18 protein-coding genes are annotated in these 16,881 nt (G+C 65.2%); 9 read left to right on the forward strand and 9 right to left on the reverse strand.

Annotation, left to right across the window (positions count from 1 at the left end):
• Positions 1–34 precede the first annotated feature (34 nt).
• The 3 genes from QX124_RS19335 to QX124_RS19345 form a co-directional block, all read right to left on the reverse strand.
• Positions 35–1,243 carry a GNAT family N-acetyltransferase gene (locus tag QX124_RS19335; protein ID WP_315797992.1) on the reverse strand — a complete coding sequence of 403 codons (1,209 nt, stop codon included), beginning with the start codon at positions 1,241–1,243 and terminating at the stop codon, positions 35–37.
• 118 nt (positions 1,244–1,361) lie between these two features.
• Entirely contained in the window at positions 1,362–2,114 is a 753-nt protein-coding gene (locus QX124_RS19340; RefSeq protein ID WP_315797993.1) for a glycerophosphodiester phosphodiesterase, read from the reverse strand.
• Positions 2,115–2,189: 75 nt separating this feature from the next.
• Positions 2,190–2,657, reverse strand: coding sequence for a RidA family protein (locus QX124_RS19345; protein WP_315740311.1), 468 nt, complete (start codon positions 2,655–2,657; stop codon positions 2,190–2,192).
• A 205-nt stretch (positions 2,658–2,862) separates the two neighbouring features.
• Here QX124_RS19345 and QX124_RS19350 point away from each other — a divergent pair, with 205 nt between their 5' ends.
• A complete protein-coding gene (locus tag QX124_RS19350; protein ID WP_315740310.1) occupies positions 2,863–3,720 on the forward strand; it encodes a cell envelope integrity EipB family protein in 858 nt (285 codons plus the stop codon).
• An 8-nt stretch (positions 3,721–3,728) separates the two neighbouring features.
• Here the strand turns inward: QX124_RS19350 and QX124_RS19355 are convergent, their stop codons facing one another.
• Positions 3,729–5,036 carry a DNA polymerase IV gene (locus tag QX124_RS19355; protein WP_315797994.1) on the reverse strand — a complete coding sequence of 436 codons (1,308 nt, stop codon included), beginning with the start codon at positions 5,034–5,036 and terminating at the stop codon, positions 3,729–3,731.
• Complete coding sequence (locus QX124_RS19360; protein WP_315718395.1) at positions 5,033–5,332, reverse strand: DUF3572 domain-containing protein; 300 nt, start codon at positions 5,330–5,332, stop codon at positions 5,033–5,035. The genes QX124_RS19355 and QX124_RS19360 overlap by 4 nt, the downstream gene beginning before the upstream one ends.
• A 217-nt stretch (positions 5,333–5,549) precedes the next feature.
• Here QX124_RS19360 and QX124_RS19365 point away from each other — a divergent pair, with 217 nt between their 5' ends.
• From QX124_RS19365 to QX124_RS19395, 7 genes are all read left to right on the forward strand, one after another.
• Positions 5,550–5,915, forward strand: a complete 366-nt coding sequence (locus QX124_RS19365) for a response regulator (RefSeq protein WP_008964019.1) — start codon at positions 5,550–5,552, stop codon at positions 5,913–5,915.
• Between the two features lie 12 nt (positions 5,916–5,927).
• Positions 5,928–7,349 carry a PleD family two-component system response regulator gene (locus tag QX124_RS19370; protein ID WP_315740307.1) on the forward strand — a complete coding sequence of 474 codons (1,422 nt, stop codon included), beginning with the start codon at positions 5,928–5,930 and terminating at the stop codon, positions 7,347–7,349.
• Positions 7,350–8,607: 1,258 nt separating this feature from the next.
• Positions 8,608–9,039 (forward strand): hypothetical protein, encoded by a 432-nt coding sequence (locus tag QX124_RS19375; protein WP_315797995.1) that lies wholly within the window; start codon positions 8,608–8,610, stop codon positions 9,037–9,039.
• Between the two features lie 460 nt (positions 9,040–9,499).
• On the forward strand, positions 9,500–9,811 hold the full coding sequence (locus QX124_RS19380; RefSeq protein ID WP_315797996.1) for a DUF1127 domain-containing protein: 312 nt from the start codon (positions 9,500–9,502) through the stop codon (positions 9,809–9,811).
• A gap of 465 nt (positions 9,812–10,276) precedes the next feature.
• Positions 10,277–10,684, forward strand: a complete 408-nt coding sequence (locus tag QX124_RS19385; protein ID WP_315740305.1) for a DUF1127 domain-containing protein — start codon at positions 10,277–10,279, stop codon at positions 10,682–10,684.
• Between the two features lie 264 nt (positions 10,685–10,948).
• Positions 10,949–11,647: an aspartate/glutamate racemase family protein gene (locus QX124_RS19390; RefSeq protein ID WP_315784520.1), complete on the forward strand. Its 699-nt coding sequence runs from the start codon at positions 10,949–10,951 to the stop codon at positions 11,645–11,647.
• 102 nt (positions 11,648–11,749) lie between these two features.
• Positions 11,750–11,974, forward strand: a complete 225-nt coding sequence (locus QX124_RS19395) for a hypothetical protein (protein WP_315740303.1) — start codon at positions 11,750–11,752, stop codon at positions 11,972–11,974.
• 110 nt (positions 11,975–12,084) lie between these two features.
• Here the strand turns inward: QX124_RS19395 and QX124_RS19400 are convergent, their stop codons facing one another.
• The 3 genes from QX124_RS19400 to QX124_RS19410 form a co-directional block, all read right to left on the reverse strand.
• Positions 12,085–13,437 (reverse strand): globin-coupled sensor protein, encoded by a 1,353-nt coding sequence (locus QX124_RS19400; RefSeq protein ID WP_315784518.1) that lies wholly within the window; start codon positions 13,435–13,437, stop codon positions 12,085–12,087.
• Between the two features lie 232 nt (positions 13,438–13,669).
• Entirely contained in the window at positions 13,670–13,837 is a 168-nt protein-coding gene (gene rpmG, locus QX124_RS19405; RefSeq protein WP_015666342.1) for a 50S ribosomal protein L33, read from the reverse strand.
• Positions 13,838–13,957: 120 nt separating this feature from the next.
• On the reverse strand, positions 13,958–15,283 hold the full coding sequence (locus QX124_RS19410) for an LLM class flavin-dependent oxidoreductase (protein ID WP_315797997.1): 1,326 nt from the start codon (positions 15,281–15,283) through the stop codon (positions 13,958–13,960).
• A 390-nt stretch (positions 15,284–15,673) separates the two neighbouring features.
• Between QX124_RS19410 and QX124_RS19415 the strand changes: the two genes are divergently transcribed.
• Positions 15,674–16,063, forward strand: a complete 390-nt coding sequence (locus QX124_RS19415) for a RidA family protein (protein ID WP_315740300.1) — start codon at positions 15,674–15,676, stop codon at positions 16,061–16,063.
• Between the two features lie 22 nt (positions 16,064–16,085).
• Here QX124_RS19415 and QX124_RS19420 read toward each other — a convergent pair whose 3' ends face one another.
• A complete protein-coding gene (locus QX124_RS19420; RefSeq protein ID WP_315797998.1) occupies positions 16,086–16,844 on the reverse strand; it encodes an NUDIX domain-containing protein in 759 nt (252 codons plus the stop codon).
• Positions 16,845–16,881 lie beyond the last annotated feature (37 nt).

Raw genomic sequence — 16,881 nt, forward strand, 5'->3', positions numbered from 1 at the left:
GGTGCGCCTTACTCTCACCGGCACGTGTCGCCGGTCAAGACGGCTCGTCCATCCCTTTCCGGAACGGTCCGGATTCGGCGAGCTCGCGGCCGGCCTCCTCGACATAGGCGCGCTCGCGCTTGAGATAGTCGTCGATGGCCCGGCGCAGGCCGCGGTCGGCGATGTAGTGCGCGGAGTAGGTGGTCTGCGGCAGGTAGCCGCGCGCGATCTTGTGCTCGCCCTGGGCGCCGGCCTCGACCACCCCCAGCTTGTGCTGGATCGCGAAATCGATCGCCTGGTAGTAGCAGACCTCGAAATGCAGGAACGGGTGATGTTCGATGGCGCCCCAGTTGCGGCCGAACAAGGTGTCCGAGCCGATGAAGTTGATGGCGCCGGCGATCCAGCGTCCGTCGCGCTTGGCCATGACCAGCAGCACGTCTTCGGCCATGCTCTCGCCGATCAGCGCGAAGAACTTGCGGGTCAGATACGGCCGACCCCATTTGCGTGAGCCGGTCTCCATGTAGAAATCGAAGAAGGCGTCCCAGGCATCCTCGGTGATGTCCTTGCCGGTCAGCCAGTGGATGCTGATGCCGGAGCTCAGCGCATCGCGGCGCTCGCGCTTGATCGCCTTGCGGTGGCGCGAATTCATCGTCGCCAGGAAATCGTCGAAGCTGGAAAAACCCGGGTTGTGCCAGTGGAACTGCTGGTCGGTGCGCTGCAGGAAACCCTGCGCTGCGAGCAGCTGCCATTCGGATTCCCGGGCGAAGGTGACGTGCACCGACGACGCCTCGCTGATCCCGCACAACGCCTTCAGGCCCTGGGCGAGGGCGTTGCCTATCAACTCCCGGTCCTGGTCGGCGCGGATCAGCAGCCGCGGCCCACTGGCAGGCGTGAATGGGACGGAGACCTGGAGCTTCGGATAATAGCGCCCGCCGGCGCGCTCATAGGCATCAGCCCAGCCGCGGTCGAAGACATATTCGCCCTGCGAGTGGGACTTGAGATAGCAGGGCACGACGCCGAGGACCTCGTCACCCATTTTCGCCACCAGATGGCGCGGCGCCCAGCCGGTGCGCAGGGTGGCCGAGCCGGAGGCTTCGAGCGCCGAGAAAAACGCGTGTGAGATGAACGGATTGTAGCCGCCGCCGCAGGCGGGAGATGAGCCGGGACTCACGCGACCGTCCAGATTGGCACAGGCGTCCCATGCTGCAGCCGGGATTTCGCTGACCCCGGGGACGGCTTCGAGCGTGATCTCAGGTGATGCCATCGAGTCCTTGAAAGTCGAGTCCTTAAGAGAACCTAACGAGCGGCGTCCCGGCGGCGGCGACGCTCGAATGGCCGGTCCCTCAAGATCGTGCATCGCAGCAGCGAGTTCAAGGCCGGCGTCACGTCTCCGGCGTAAACCCTTCGAAGATCATCTGATCCGCATAGCGGGCTGCGGCGGCGCGCTGCTCGGGGGTGCGGACGGTCCAGGTCAGCAGCGGGCAGCCGAACACGTTGCGCGCGATCCAGGGGGCAGGCGCAGGCAGCTGCTCGACCCAATAGGCGACGAAATGCGGCTGGCTGCTGAAGCCATGCTTGAGATGCAGCATGCTGTCGCGTTGCGCCTGGGTCAGCTTGGCCCAGTAGCCGTCCTCGTAGCTGCGCTGCGCGACGATGCCGCGCGTCAGCTCGGGCATGGTTTCGCGCAGCGCCAGCACCTGGTCCGGATCGAACGACATGCCGACCACCGGCCCGGAATAGGACGCCAGCACCTCGGCCATGCGCCGGACCAGCCGGTGATCGCCCTGGAACGTGCTCTTGACCTCGACGACCAGCGGCACGCGCCCGGCGATCAGGTTGCAGAGGTCGCCGAGCGTCATCATCTGCTCGTCGGTCTGCTTGAACTTGATCGCTTTCAGCTCAGCTGCGGTCTTCTCGATCAGCGGGCCGGTGCCCTCGGTGAGGCGTCCGAGATCATAGTCGTGATGCACCATGGCCTCGCCATCGGCCGACAGCTGGATGTCGCATTCGATGGCGAAGTTGCCGGCCACGGCGCCGCGCGCGGCGGCCGGCATGTTCTCGATGATGCCGCTGACAGCATCATGCAGGCCGCGATGGGCGACGGGGCGGGCCGTCAGCCAGTCAGGTGCGCGCATTCGCCCCGTCCATTTTGCTGGCGCATGATCTCGTCGGAAAACCGTTTCGCACTTTTTCGGATCATGCGCTCTCTCTCACTCAACCTCGAACACGCCTTCGACTTCCACCGCCGCATCGGACGGCAGGGCCGAGACGCCGACGGTGGTGCGGGCGTGGCGGCCCTTGTCGCCGAAAGCGGCGACCATCAGGTCGGAGGCGCCGTTGAGGACCTTCGGCCCGTCGAGGAAGTCCGGCGCCGAATTGACGAAGCCGCCGAGACGGACGACGCGCACGACCTTGTCGAGGTCGCCGATCGCCGCCTTGACCTGCGCCAGCAGGTTGACGCCGCAGCCCTTCGCGGCCGCATAGCCGTCCTCGATCGACACGCCGCCGCCGAGCTTGCCGGAGGCGATCATCTTGCCATCGGCGCCGAGGCAGACCTGGCCCGACACGAACAGCAGGTTGCCGGTGCGCACGAACGGGACGTAGTTGGCCACCGGCGCCTTTGGTGCCGGCAACGTGATGCCCTGTGCCGTCAGATTCTGTTCAACCGTACCCGCCATCTGAAATCCCCGTTCTGTCGCCTGAAAGCCGATCCCGTGCCGGACCGCGGCCCTGTTTGGCGCAGTTGCTACTGACATGCAAGCAGCCAGCGCCGACGCCAATCCGCCGCTTTGACCGCACGTTTCCGTGAGCCAGCCGCAGTTGCGACGTAATGCAGCGGTCTTTAATGTGACGGTTTAGCGATACGTCCTCCGAGGAAAACTCATGGCTCATTCGTTTCGACTGTCGATGGGAGCGCTCGCCGTCGCGGCGATCACATTCGGTCCGGCGCCGGCCGGGGCGGCCGTGCCATTCCTGCCGCATCAGGCGCTCTATGACCTGAGCCTGGTCAAGTCGCGCGGGTCGAGCCCCGTCAATAGCGCGCGCGGCCGCATCCTCTACAATTTCTCCGGCAATGCCTGCAACGGCTACACCTCGGAATTCCGCCAAGTGTCGGAGCTCGATCTCGGCGAGGGCAAGGTGACCCTGAGCGACCTGCGCTCGACTGCCTGGGAGGACGGCGCCGGCAAGAGCTATCGCTTCAAGATCGACTCGCGCATGAACGATCAGGCCTCCAGCCCGGTCGACGGCATCGCCGAGCGCACCGGCGATCACATCACCGTCAAGCTCAAACAGCCGGAGGCGAAGACCTTCACGCTCGACGGCTCCACCGTGTTTCCGACCGAGCAGATCCATCGCATCATCGCCGCCGCGCGCGAGGGCAAGTCGCTGCTTGAGCTGACGGTCTACGACGGCTCGGACAATGGCGAGAAGGTCTACAACACGCTGACCGTGATCGGAGCAGCCGTGTCGGCCGACAAGGCGGCCGCCAAGCCCGATGCCTCGACTGACAACGACGAGATGAAGAAGATGACGCGCTGGCCGGTAACGGTCAGCTATTATGACCGCGACGCCAAGCGGGCCGAGGGCGAGCAGACGCCGGTCTACGCGATGTCGTTCGAGCTGTACGAGAACGGCGTCTCGCGCGCGCTCGTGCTCGACTACAATGATTTCGTCATCGCCGGCGCGCTCGGCAAGTTCGACGTCAAGGACGCGAAGGACGGCAAACCCTGCGGCAATTGATCGGGGGGTCATTCCGTCTGCTCCGGGCCGTCATAGGCGATGCCGCGGATCACCGCGGCCTGGCCGAACTTCTTGCGTAGCGCATCGATCGCGCGCTCGGCCGAGGCCGAGCGGCGGTCGAGCATGTCGGTGTCGGAGGCCTCCGAGCCCGGGCGCAGCGCGCTGACGCCGGCGCCCATCAGCCGGAACGCCGTGCCGTCGGTCTCGCGCGCCAGCATCTCCTTGCAGATTGCGAAGATCTTGCCGGCGAGCTGCGTCGGCGCCGCGATCGATTGCGAGCGGGTGCGCTGGCGGAAGTCCGCGGTCTTCAGCTTCAAGGTGACGGTCGAGCCGGCGAGCTGGCTCGCCTTCAGCCGCGACGAGACCTTCTCCGACAGCCGCCACAGCGTCTTCTCCAGGGTCGCGTAGTCGCGGATGTCGGTGTCGAAGGTGGTCTCGCTGGAGATCGTCTTGGCGCCGCGGTCGGCCACCACCTTGCGGTCGTCGATGCCGCGCGCCAGCCGCCACAGCCTGCGGCCGTCGCCGCCGAACTGCTTCATCAGCTCGATCTCGTCGGCGCGCTGCAGGTCGGCGATGATGCGGAAGCCGCAATTCGCCAGCCGCTGCTGGGTGGCGGGACCGACGCCGAAGATGAAGCCGACCGGCTTGTCGGCCAGCATGTTGCGCGCTTCCTCCTGGTCGAGTGCGGCGAAGCCGCGGGGCTTGTCGAGGTCGGAGGCGATCTTGGCGAGGAACTTGTTGCAGGACAGGCCGACCGAGACGGTGATGCCGATGGTCTGCTCGACCTCACGGGCGAAGCGCGCCAGCACCTTTGCGGGGACCATGCCGTGGACGCGCTCGGTTCCGGAGAGGTCGAGGAACGCCTCGTCGATCGAGAGCGGTTCGACCAGCGGCGTCAGCGCCTGCATCGCCTGGCGCACCTCGCGGCCGACCCGGACGTATTTCGCCATGTCCGGAGGAATGACGACCGCCGAGGGACACAGCTCCAGCGCCTTGAACATCGGCATCGCCGAGCGCACGCCATAGGTGCGGGCGATGTAGCAGGCCGCCGACACCACTCCGCGCTTGCCGCCGCCGATGATGACGGGCCGGTCGGCGACCTCGGGATTGTCGCGTTTCTCGACGGTCGCATAGAACGCGTCGCAATCGATATGGGCCAGCGTCAGCGCGGGCAGGGCGCGATGGCGGACGAGGCGCGGCGAGCCGCAGGCCGTGCAGCGGCGCGCGCTGTCATCCAGATCCGTCAGGCAGTCGCGGCAGAAGCAGGTCGGCCCGCTGACCGCGCGCGACGCTCCTTCTGGCGCGGAAGCGGTCACGGCACGTCGCGCTCCCACTGCCGGTCGCCCAATACCTGCCGCGCCGCCATGATATTGGTCGGATGTAACTTGGAGTGGGCGGCAAAAGCCTTTACCGTCTCGTCGTCACGCAGCACGAAATCGAGCACGCTGACCAGGAAATTGGGGTCGGCGGCCGAGGATCGCAGCGTCTCCGGCCCAATCCCGGTCTCGGCCAGGAACCGGCCCAGACGCTCCGGTTCGCCGGCCAGGAAGCCGAGGGCCTGAACTGCAACGATTTCAGCGACTTCGCGCGGATTTCGAACGGGCTTTTTCAACGGCGGATTTGCCTTTCCGTTAACTTGTCGGCTCTACTTTGCGCCCATCATGCCCGAGTCTTCGGAATGGGTTCAAGCAAGTGGAAACCATCTCGGGGAAAGATCGAATACCGACTTAACGGGTTAGAACGAATCTGGGGCTAGTTTGAATTAGATGAGTAGCGGTGGACAGGCGTCCGCCAGAGGGCATGCCGGTGTCAGTGATTCGGAGGGGCGGATGGGCAAGACCGTCCTGATCGTGGAGGACAACGAGCTCAACATGAAGCTCTTCCGCGATCTGTTGGAAGCCCACGGGTACCAGACGTCCGGGACGTCCAGCGGCGTGGAGGCGCTCGACATCGTGCGCCGGACCCGCCCCGATCTGATCCTGATGGACATCCAGCTGCCGCAGGTCTCGGGCCTGGAAGTGACGAAATGGATCAAGGACGATCCGGATTTGCGTGCCATCCCGGTGGTGGCAGTGACGGCCTTTGCCATGAAGGGCGACGAGGAGCGCATCCGCGAGGGTGGCTGCGAAGCCTATCTTTCCAAGCCGATATCGGTCGGAAAATTCATTGAAACGGTACGCCGCTTTATCGGCTAAGGAGTTTCTGCAGTGTCCGCGCGTATCCTTGTGGTCGACGACGTCCCGGCCAACGTCAAGCTGTTGGAGGCGCGGCTGTCGGCCGAGTATTTCGACGTGCTGACCGCCGCGAACGGCGCCGAGGCGCTGCAGATCTGCCAGCGCGCCGAATGCGACATCATCCTGCTCGACGTCATGATGCCGGACATGGACGGCTTCGAGGTCTGCCGCCGGCTGAAGTCGAATCCGGCCACGCATTTCATTCCGGTGGTCATGGTGACGGCGCTCGACAGCCCGTCCGACCGCGTGCGCGGCCTGGAGGCCGGCGCCGACGACTTCCTGACCAAGCCCGTCTCCGACGTCGTGCTGATCGCGCGCGTGCGCTCGCTGACCCGGCTGAAGATGATGACCGACGAGCTGCGCATGCGCGCGCTGACCTCGCTCGAGATCGGCGTGCAGGCGCCCGAGCGCAACGCTGTCGCCGACGGCGGCAGGGGCGGCAAGGTGCTGCTGGTCGACGACCGGCCGTCGTCCTACGAGCGGCTCGGGCCGATGCTGGCGACCGAGCATGCCGTCGATGTCGAGACCAATCCCGCCGAGGCCGTGTTCAACGCCGCCGAAGGCAATTACGACCTCGTCATCGTCTCGCTCGATCTGAACGACTACGACGGCCTGCGGCTGTGCAGCCAGCTGCGCTCGCTGGAGCGCACCCGGCACGTGCCGATCCTCGCCATCGCCGAGGCGGAGAACAATTCGCGGTTGCTGCGCGGCTTGGAAATCGGGGTCAATGACTATCTCTTGCGCCCGGTCGACAAGAACGAGCTGATGGCGCGGGCGCGCACCCAGATCCGCAAGCGCCGTTACACCGACCACCTGCGCGACAACGTGCAGAACTCGATCGAGATGGCGATCACCGACGCGCTGACCGGCCTGCATAATCGCCGCTACATGGAGACGCATCTGGCGACCTTGGCCGACCAGGCGGCGAGCCGCGGCAAACCGCTGGCGCTGATGATGCTCGATATCGACTACTTCAAGTCGATCAACGACAATTACGGCCACGATGCCGGCGACGACGTGCTGCGCGAGTTCGCGATGCGGGTGCGCAAGTCGATCCGTGGCATCGATCTCGCCTGCCGCTATGGCGGCGAGGAGTTCGTGATCGTGATGCCCGAGACCGATCTGCACGTCGCCGGCATGGTCGCCGAGCGGCTGCGGCGCTCGGTCGCCAACGAGCCGTTCTCGGTGCACAAGGGCGAGAAGCGCATCGAGGTCACGACCTCGATCGGGCTGTCGACCCTGGAGCAGAAGGGCGAGCCGATCGCCGACGTCATGAAGCGCGCCGACAATGCGCTCTACCGCGCCAAGAACGAGGGCCGCAACCGCGCGGTGGCGATCGCCCCCGTGCATCAACCGGCGCCGTTCCTGCCGCAAGCCGCCGGCCGCGGCCGCTGAGGGGCAGGGTGGCTCCGATCTTTCTGTCCTCGGCTGAAGCTGCGGCGCATCTGTCCAACGGCCTCCATCTGCCATCGAGCCGCTCCGGGCCTCGTGCTTCGAGACGCGCCGCAAGCGGCGCTCCTCAGCATGAGGGTTGAGAGCTTCGCCAAGACCTATCCAAGACGTATCCAAGACCTCTCCAAGATCGCACCAAGACCACGGACCTCGTCCTGAGGAGCGCGCCGCAGGCGTGCGTCTCGAAGGACGGCCAAGCGCGCAGGTCATCGGGCGTGCGTTCGACGTCGCTGCGCCAAAGTAACGGCGGGGTAGGCCGGCAGGCTTCCGTACATGACATGTCGTCCTCGCCGCGCATCCCGCGCCCGAGCTTTGCCAGTCAAAACCCTCTTCAAGAACAGAGGGCGCAGGGAAGGCCGGGTGCTGGTCGCACCCATGGTCCGCGTGCAACAAAAAGCACGCGGCAGAACCACAGGTACGAGCCGGACATCCGGCCCTCCCTGCGCGATGGCTTTACGGCCTACTCCGTGCTCTCCCCGGGGACCGGCGTTCTTGCCCCCGTCGCGAGCGCGCTTCGTCGCAGCGCCCGCTTGGCCTCAGCATCGGGAGGCCAGGACCACACGGCTTGACCGTGCAAACCGGATCGTTCGTCGGCGCGGACAAGCCACGCTGCAACCCGACACGCCCACCGCAGCCCACCTCACGCTCGTGACGATCGCGATGCGCCCCTCGTGGCGAGGTGGGATGGGCGACGTGTAGCATGTATTCTGAAAAAAAGAAAGTGAGAAATGCGGGTCGGAGAGCGGCCACGGCGATCACGTTGAGATTATTTGAGAAGTTCGTATTTCGGAGCAGGACAGTCCCGGAGACTGCCGAGGACAGGATCGACTTCCGATCGCGCGAAGCTCCAGGATGACCAATGATTTTCACGCTGGCGTTGATAGGCTTACGAGCTTCAGTTATCTCGTGCTAACATGCGTTACCAAGGTCATCCGCGATCTCAGGGGAAACAGATGAGGCCGCTTCGTATTGGCGCTCTGACTGGTGGGTTGATGGTGTGCGGACTCCCGATCCTTCACGTCTTCGGCGTCGAAGCCAACCCCTTTGTGATGGGACTGTTGGGAGGTGTTGCCGCCTGGTTGGCTGGCTTCATCGAGGATCGTTTCATAGCCACTCGGGCAGTGCCGTAGGGTGGATCTGCGCGGCGTGATCCGCTGGAACACCTGCGAGGCGATATCGGGCCAGTTGGAACAGCATCACGATGCTTGACCATATCTCCCGGGCAATCAACGAAACACAGGTCGTCGCTGCTTTGCTCGATGATGAGCAGCGGCGTGCGATGGCGATGCTGCTACGCGATCGTCTCGGTGTGAATGTTCTTGGTCACGTGCCCTGGGACAATTCCGAGGCGCCCCAGGGCCTGCACAGGACGGACGGATGGCAACTGATCCCGACGTATGTCGGCAGGCGCGAATGTGTGATGATTGTGGCGGGGGCGAGCGCGTGTTGGACATTCCGTAACGGGGCGGATCTGCTACGTGTCCTGGAGGAGTGCCCGCCAATGGAATTTTACGTCTCCGACAAGGACGCCAGTTACCTCCTCTGCTGTAATCACCACGACGTCGTCATCGGTTGGGGCGATGCTGCGGGGTGGGTTGCAAGGGGATGCCCCGAACGTCGGCTGGGCGGATAAACTGCGTAGGGCGGATTAGCGCAGCGTAATCCGCCGCTTGTCCGCCCGTGTAATGGCGGATTACGCTGCGCTAATCCGCCCTACGACACGTCGCAAACTCATCGGTTCGAAATACTCGCCTCAGAGATGTGCCATCATACGGAACAGCTCTTGATTTTATCCGATATTGGTGGTATCCAGGTCCCATGAGCACATCGATCCGCATCGTCAACTTCGATCACATGACCGGCTTCGGCCGGGCCATGGAAGGAGTCGCGCGCTAGGAGATCGACGACGCGATGTTCTCACCAGGCCCCGCCGGCATCGGACGGGGCCTTTTGTTTGGCCACGCTCCCTGCCGGCATAACAGCAGGAGCACAGGATGCCACCCCATCAGACCAACGCGACGATCGACGCTGCGCACGTGTCAGGGCTCAACGTCGATCTCTCGATCGCATCAGTCACTGGCGCGATCAGCAGCGTGCAGCCATCGACGCAGTCCGAAGCGTCGATCGCAGCCTTGCGAGAGGTGTTGTCGGAAAAGGACGCGGCCGGTCCGCCGGCCACGCCGACTTGGCTGGTCATCCGCCTGATCGGCTGGTGCTGGCGCGCCCTTCAAGAACGGCAGCGCCGCAAGAATGTGCGAGACAGCCTGTATGAGCTGAGCGAACGCGAACTCACGGATATCGGCATCACGCGTGCCGAGATCGAGCACATCGCCGCGCTGCGGATGCTCGAGAGCCTGAGGGACGACCCACGATATCTGGGCGGCGTCTCGCGGAGGGGAATGTAGTCGGTCGCAGGCCGTGGCGATGCAGGGACGGTCGACCAACAGCGCGAGATGGTCGCCGCGACGTCATTGCGAGCGTCAGCGAAGCAATCCAGGGTCCCGCACACGACGCTGGATTGCTTCGCTGCGCTCGCAGTGACGGAGGTGAGATCGCGCTTCCTTCTGGACACTTTCTGCCGGAGACGTCGTGTGCGCGGAGTTCGGCAGAACACAAGCCTCGCATAGGTGCTCATCTGCGAGCGCAGGAACTACATGCCTTGATCCGGCGCAATCATCGTGGTAGCTACAAACCATGATCAATGTCGTGCGCCGCTCCAACCGCAAACATACGACCCGCTGCAGCCGGGCCGTGGGAGGAGTCGTGCGCTAGGTTTTCGACGACACGATCATTCCACCAGGCCCCGCCGGCATCGGACGGGGCCTTTTGTTTGGCCACGCTCCCTGCCGGCACAACAGCAGGAGCATCCGATGCCGCCCCAGACCAACCTCACTGCCGAGATCGCGCGCGATGGCGCCGCTCCCGGTCTCGATCGTCCCATGGCCGCAGCGACGAACGCTGTGCGTGGCGTGCAAGCCGCGCCGCGACCGTCCGCGTCCATCACGGTGCTGCGTGATGCGGTGTCGGAAAAGGACGCCGCCGGGCCGCCGGGCGCAGCAGCGCCGGGATTGCTCGGCCGGCTGGCGCGCTATTGGCTGGTGTTTCAGGAGGGCCGCCGGCTCAGGCGGATGAGAGTCGATCTGCGTGACCTGAGCGAGGCGCAACTGATTGATATCGGCCTGACTCGAGGCGACATCGACCACATCGCCGCGCACCGCGCTCTCGAACGGTTCAAGCGGAGCACGGCGCATCTGATGATGTCCCGCGGCGTGATGTAGCTGCGCGCGAGCCGGCGCTCGACGTTACGGTGGTCGTCGGCAGGGCGGATCCGCGTGATCCGCCCTCGCGATGCCATGGCTTGTTCCAAAGCGCGGGCTTGCCTGCTCAGCGAGCCGTTGCCACAACGTCCTTGCGCGCGCAGCGACGCAATCCAGAGTCCGTCTGCGGGACGAGCCTGGATTGCTGCGTTCGCAATGAGGGAGGAGAGATCGAGCGTCTCTCGACCATCATCCGCGGAGAATCGCGAGAGGAGGCCATGTCAGATGACGCAACATATCGGGATCGTCGGCTGCTCCGCCGAGGGCGCCGCGCTTTGCTATCGCACCATCTGCAAGGAGGGAGCCGGCGTCCTCGGGCCGCATGCGCATCCCGAGGTGTCGATGCACACGCCGTCGCTCGCCGACTACGTGACATGTCTCGATCGCGGCGATCTCGCAGGCGTGGCCGAGCTGATGCTGGCCTCGGCCCGCAAGCTCGCGGCGGCCGGCGCGGATTTCCTGATCTGCCCGGACAACACCATCCACCAGGCGTTGCCGCTCGTGCTGCCGCGCTCGCCGCTGCCGTGGCTGCACATCGCCGATGAGGTCGCCAAGGAGGCGGCGAGGAGAGGCTATCGGCGTGTCGGCATCACCGGCACGAAATGGCTCGTCGACAGCAATGTCTATCCCGACAGCCTGGCCGCGAACGGCCTCGCCTTCGAGCGCCCGGACGAGGCCGACCGTATCACGGCGAACCGCATCATCATGGACGAGCTCGTCTGCGGCCGCTTCGAGCCATCATCCATCGCCGCGTTTCAGGCGATCATCGTGCGGCTGAAGGCGCGGGGCTGCGACGCGGTCGTGCTCGGCTGCACCGAAATTCCGCTCATCATCGATGACACCAACTCGTCCTTGCCGACGTTGGACTCGACGCGGCTGCTCGCCCGCGCCGCGCTGTCGCACGCGTGTCCGGTTGCGGTCTGAGGAGCGGACCAGCGCAGGGCGATGCGCGGCCGTTCTGCATCGAACGTCGTCGGAACCGCCCGCCGCCGCAGGCGTTTGTCTGGGCCCCAAGGAGGAGCCCCGATGAAGAAGCTGATGTTTGCGGTTGCCGTGTCGCTGTCCGTTCTGCCGTCATTCGCGCTGGCCCATATGGGCACGCCGCAGGAGCAGAAGGCGTGCGCACCCGACGCCAAGCGCTTCTGCCGCACTCAGCTCGGCGACGACTTCGGGGTCCAGAATTGTCTGACGCAGAACCGGGCCAAGCTGAGCAAGCGCTGCGCGGCGGTGTTCCAGAGCCACGGGATGTAGCACGCCTGGTGCGTCCGGCGGATCAGCCCAGCGTGATCCGCCGATCTTACGGCGCGGAAGAGTGGCTATGACGCTCGCGCTGATGCGCTCGACGGTTCAGCTGAACACGGCTACGCCGCGCGCACCTTGCGCAGGAACTTGTCCAGCTCGTCCTTGAGGTGATCGCTCTCCCGCGACAGCGAGTGCGCGGAGGACAGCACCTGGGACGAGGCGGTGCCGGTGGCGCTGGCCCCCTTGCTGACGTCACCGATGTTGCCGGCGACGCGCGCGGTGCCGCCGGCGACCTCCTGGACGTTGCGCGAGATCTGCCCCGTCGCCGCGCCCTGCTGCTCGACGGCGGCGGCGATGCCGGCGGCGATCTCCGAGATCTGCTGGATGGTGCCGCCGATCTGCTTGATCGAGGCGACCGAGGACTGCGTCGCGTTCTGGATGCCTTCGATCTGCTGACCGATCTCCTCGGTGGCCTTGGCGGTCTGCGACGCCAGCGCCTTGACCTCGGAGGCAACCACCGCGAAGCCGCGGCCGGCGTCGCCGGCGCGCGCCGCCTCGATGGTGGCGTTCAGCGCCAGCAGGTTGGTCTGGGCGGCGATCGAGGTGATCAGCTTGAGCACGTCGCCGATACGCTCGGCGGTGCGCGACAGCTCGCTGATGCCGACGTCCGTCTGCTCGATCTGGCGCACGGCCTCCTTGGCGATGGTGGTCGATTCCCTGACCTGGCGGCCGATCTCATGGACCGAGGAGGTCATTTCCTCCGCGGCCGAGGCGACCGATTGCACGTTGGTCGAGACCTGGCCCGAGGCGGAAGCGGCGCTGGACGACAGCTGCTGGGTCTGCTCGGCGGTCTTGGTCAGCGTGTTGGCCGAGACCTCGAGCGTGCGCGCGTCGGCATGAACCTTGTTGATGATCTGGCCGACGGTGGCTTCGAACTCGTCGGCCATGCGCTGCATCGCGACGTGCTGCTCCGTCTTGGCCGCATCGAGATAGACCGAGATGGCGAGATCCATGTCGATCATCGCCGCCTTGGTGATCGCAGCCTGCAGTGCGGCCTTCTTCTCGCGCGCCGACTGGCCCCCGAACCAGCCGTCCGCGATCTCCGTCTCGATCGCCTTCTGCAGCCCGGTGACGATCAGCGAATAGCCGGCGATGTACCAGCGCGGCTCCAGCCCCATCCGGTTGTGGGCCATCCCGATCCGGGTCACCGACTTCACATAGGCATCGTCGAACTTCGCGGTCGCCAGCGACATCCAATGATCGTGCTGGGCCTGCTTGGCGTGCCGCATGGCGGCCGGGGTGGAGAACATCTTGGCGAGATGCGGGTACTTGCCGACATGGGCGTAGAACTGCTCCAGCAGCCCAGGCAGCACCTTGCCGATCAGCGGCCGCAGCTCCCGCAGCGCCTCTCTGGTCGCATTGTCGATGCCGATAAAATCGAGACGGGATTGCAAAGTCTGAAGATCGGTCATCGCTGGTCTGCCGGTAAGATAAGGAGGGAGACGCTGCGAGACTCGCGGGTGCGTCGCTACCCCAAAATCGCACAGGTTTGGTTGATGGCTCCTTAAGTCGGGAACGGAGATTCGACCGCGGCGAGTGGACCGATCCGATGCGGGACGGCTCCGGCCGCATCCAGTGGCTGCATCGCGCGCAATAAAAAACGGGGCCGAAACGGCCCCGTTGAAGTCGCAGCAGACCGCGATCTTACTTGATCTTGGCTTCGCGGAATTCGACGTGCTTGCGCGCAACCGGGTCATACTTCTTCTTGACCATCTTGTCGGTCATGGTGCGCGAGTTCTTCTTCGCAACGTAATAGAAGCCGGTGTCGGCCGTCGACACGAGCTTGACCTTGATGGTGACCGCTTTGGCCATGTCTTGAACCTCTGGAATCGGGATCGGGGGTGGGCACCGGCCAAAGAGGGGGCGCCGTTGGCGGGCAACCTACCCAGCCAGTCCCCAAAGTCAAGGTTTGAGGGCCAGATTCTGGGGGCCCTAGGCCGCGAAGAAGCGGTTTTTCGGTCGGGGCAGGCCGAGATTGTCCCGCAAGGTCGGCCCCTCATACGCCGTCCGGAAGATCCCGCGGCGCTGCAGCTCGGGAATCACCTTGTCGACGAAGTCGTCGAGCCCGGCCGGCAGGAATGGGAACATGATGTTGAAACCGTCCGACCCACGGCTTTCCAGCCACTCCTGCATCTGGTCGGCGATCGTCCTCGCGGTGCCGACGAAGGACAGACCGCCATAGCCGCCGACCCGCAGCGCCAGTTGCCGCACCGTGAGCTTGTCGCGCGCGGCGACATCGACCAGGCGCTGGCGGCCGCTCTTGGAGGCGTTGGTCTCGGGGATATCAGGCAGCGGGCCGTCGGGATCGAAGCCGGAGGCGTCGGTGCCGAGGATGACCGAGAGCGAGGCGATGGCGCTGTCGTAATGCACCTTGCTGTCGAGCAGAGCGCGCTTCTCCCTGGCCTCGTCGACACTGTCGCCGACCACGACGAAGGCGCCGGGCAGGATCTTCAGATGCTCCGGATCGCGGCCGACCTTTTCCATGCGGCCCTTGATGTCGGCATAGAGCTTTTGTCCGTCGGCGAGGCTGCCGCCGCCGGTGAACACGGCCTCCGCCGTCTCGGCCGCGAGCTGCTTGCCGTCCTCCGAGGCGCCCGCCTGCACGATGACGGGCCAGCCCTGCACGGGACGGGCGATGTTCAGCGGGCCGCGGACTTTCAGATATTTGCCCTTGTGATCGAGCACGTGCATCTTGTCGGGATCGAAGAACAGCCCGCTCTCGACGTCGCGCACGAAGGCATCGTCGGCAAACGAATCCCACAGGCCGGTGACGACGTCGTAGAACTCGCGGGCCCGCTTGTAGCGCTCGGCGTGCTCCATGTGATCGTCGAGGCCGAAATTCAGCGCGGCATCCGGATTCGACGTGGTGACAATGTTCCAGCCGGCACGGCCGCCGGAGATGTGGTCGAGCGAAGCGAAGCGGCGGGCGACGTGATAGGGCTCGTCGAAGGTGGTCGATCCCGTCGCGATCAGCCCGATATGCTCGGTGACCGCCGACAGCGCCGAGAGCAGCGTGAACGGCTCGAATGAGGTCACGGTGTGGCTGCGCTTCAGCGCATTGATCGGCATGTTCAGCACGGCCAGGTGATCGGCCATGAAGAAGGCGTCGAACTTGCCGGCCTCCAATTTCCGGATCAGCTGCTTCAGATGCGCGAAGTTGAAATTGGCGTCCGGCCAGGCGCCGGGATAGCGCCACGCGCCGGTGTGGATGGAGACCGGGCGCATGAAAGCGCCGAGCTTGAGTTGACGTGGGGCCATGAAGGGTCGTCCGCGGATGGTTGCTGTCTTGGGCAGATAGGAACTCGGCCCATGCGTGTCAGCAATCGGCGGCAGAACACGATTTCGTTTTTGGTGGCGGACGTAGCACGCTCATTCCAATGACGTGCCGAGCAAGCGATCCAAACAACGGTGTCATCCCGGCGAACGCCGGGATCCATACTCCGTGAAGGGAATGTGAGGCACAGTCTCGACCATCCGGGCCGATCGAAAGATTCCGCGGTATGGGTCCCGGCGTTCGCTGGGACGACACTTTGTTGTGGGGGTGGACCGCCCACTCGCCGCGACCAGCATCCACCGAGTATCCTGCTCCTCTGGCAGGGACGAACGGCAACAGTGCCTTTCGCACTCATTCACAAGGGAGCCATCGGCGTGTCAGACCGGCTGAACATCTCCTCAGGCTATCCGTTCGAGGACGTCTATGGCTATGCGCGCGCGGTCCGCGTTGGCGAGCAAATCTTCGTCTCCGGAACGACTGCGCGCGGTCCTGATTTGGATCGCGACGTCTACGCGCAGGCGCAAAGCGTAATCGGCCTTATCGCCGAAGCGCTGCAGAAGGCGGGAGCGGAGCTCCGTCACGTGGTGCGTACGGTCGTGTACTTGACCGACATGGCGGATACCGATGCGGTGGCCCTTGCGCATAGCGAAGCCTTCGGGACGATTCGGCCTGCAAGCACGCTCGTGAAGGTCGCAGGCCTCACGCCTGCGACGGCGCGCGTCGAGATCGAGGTGACCGCGATCATTCACGACCGAGCATCGTAGCGGCGCTATCCCGAGGATTGCCTCAACCGCCCAGCACGTCCTTCTGCATCTTGCCGCCATAGAAATGGAAGAACGGCACCGGCGCGTCGTGGCGGAGCGGGCCGGTGGCGAGGCGGCGGTCGAACTCGTGGAGAACGTTCCTGGTCATCGGGTGCAGATCGGCGAGCGGCTTGGAGCCGAGCTCGACCCAGACCAGCTCGACCAGCTCGGCATCGGCGTGGATCACGCCGTCGACGCGGTGGGTGATGGCGGAGGCATCCGCGGTGAAGAAGCGGGTGTCGAAGCGTTTGATGCGGCCGGGCGGGGTGATGGCGCGGGCGATCAGGAACAGGCCGGAGGGATCGGGCAGGAGGCCGGCCTGCGCGAATGGCGCCCAAGGACCTTCAAGCTTCGGTGCGGGGCCGTCGACCCTGCGTCCCAGGCAGAGACCGGTTTCCTCGCAGGCCTCGCGGATCGCGGCGACGGCCAGCGACTTCGCGCGCGACGCCGTCGTCTGTGGCTTGCCCTTGAACAGATTGGCTTCGAGCTCGGCCGGCATGGGCGCTGCGACCGGGATGCGGTGATCGGTCTTGTCGACGCGGCCGCCGGGGAAGACGAACTTGCCCGGCATGAACACGACCTTGTCGTGGCGTTTGCCGACCAGCACCTTCGGCACAGTGCTGCTGCGATCGACCAGGATCAGCGTCGCCGCATCCCTTGGCTTGGTGTAGGGATGGTGGTCCGCTTCCTTCTCGGCGGGCTTGCCCGCCGGCGCGCCGGTCGCCTGTGCCGTCTCGCTCATGTCCTCCCCGCTTTTTTCCTTGCTCGTCGATCGGTCG

Source organism: Bradyrhizobium sp. SZCCHNRI3043 (genome assembly GCF_032377735.1).
In the GTDB taxonomy this organism is placed as follows: Bacteria; Pseudomonadota; Alphaproteobacteria; order Rhizobiales; family Xanthobacteraceae; genus Bradyrhizobium.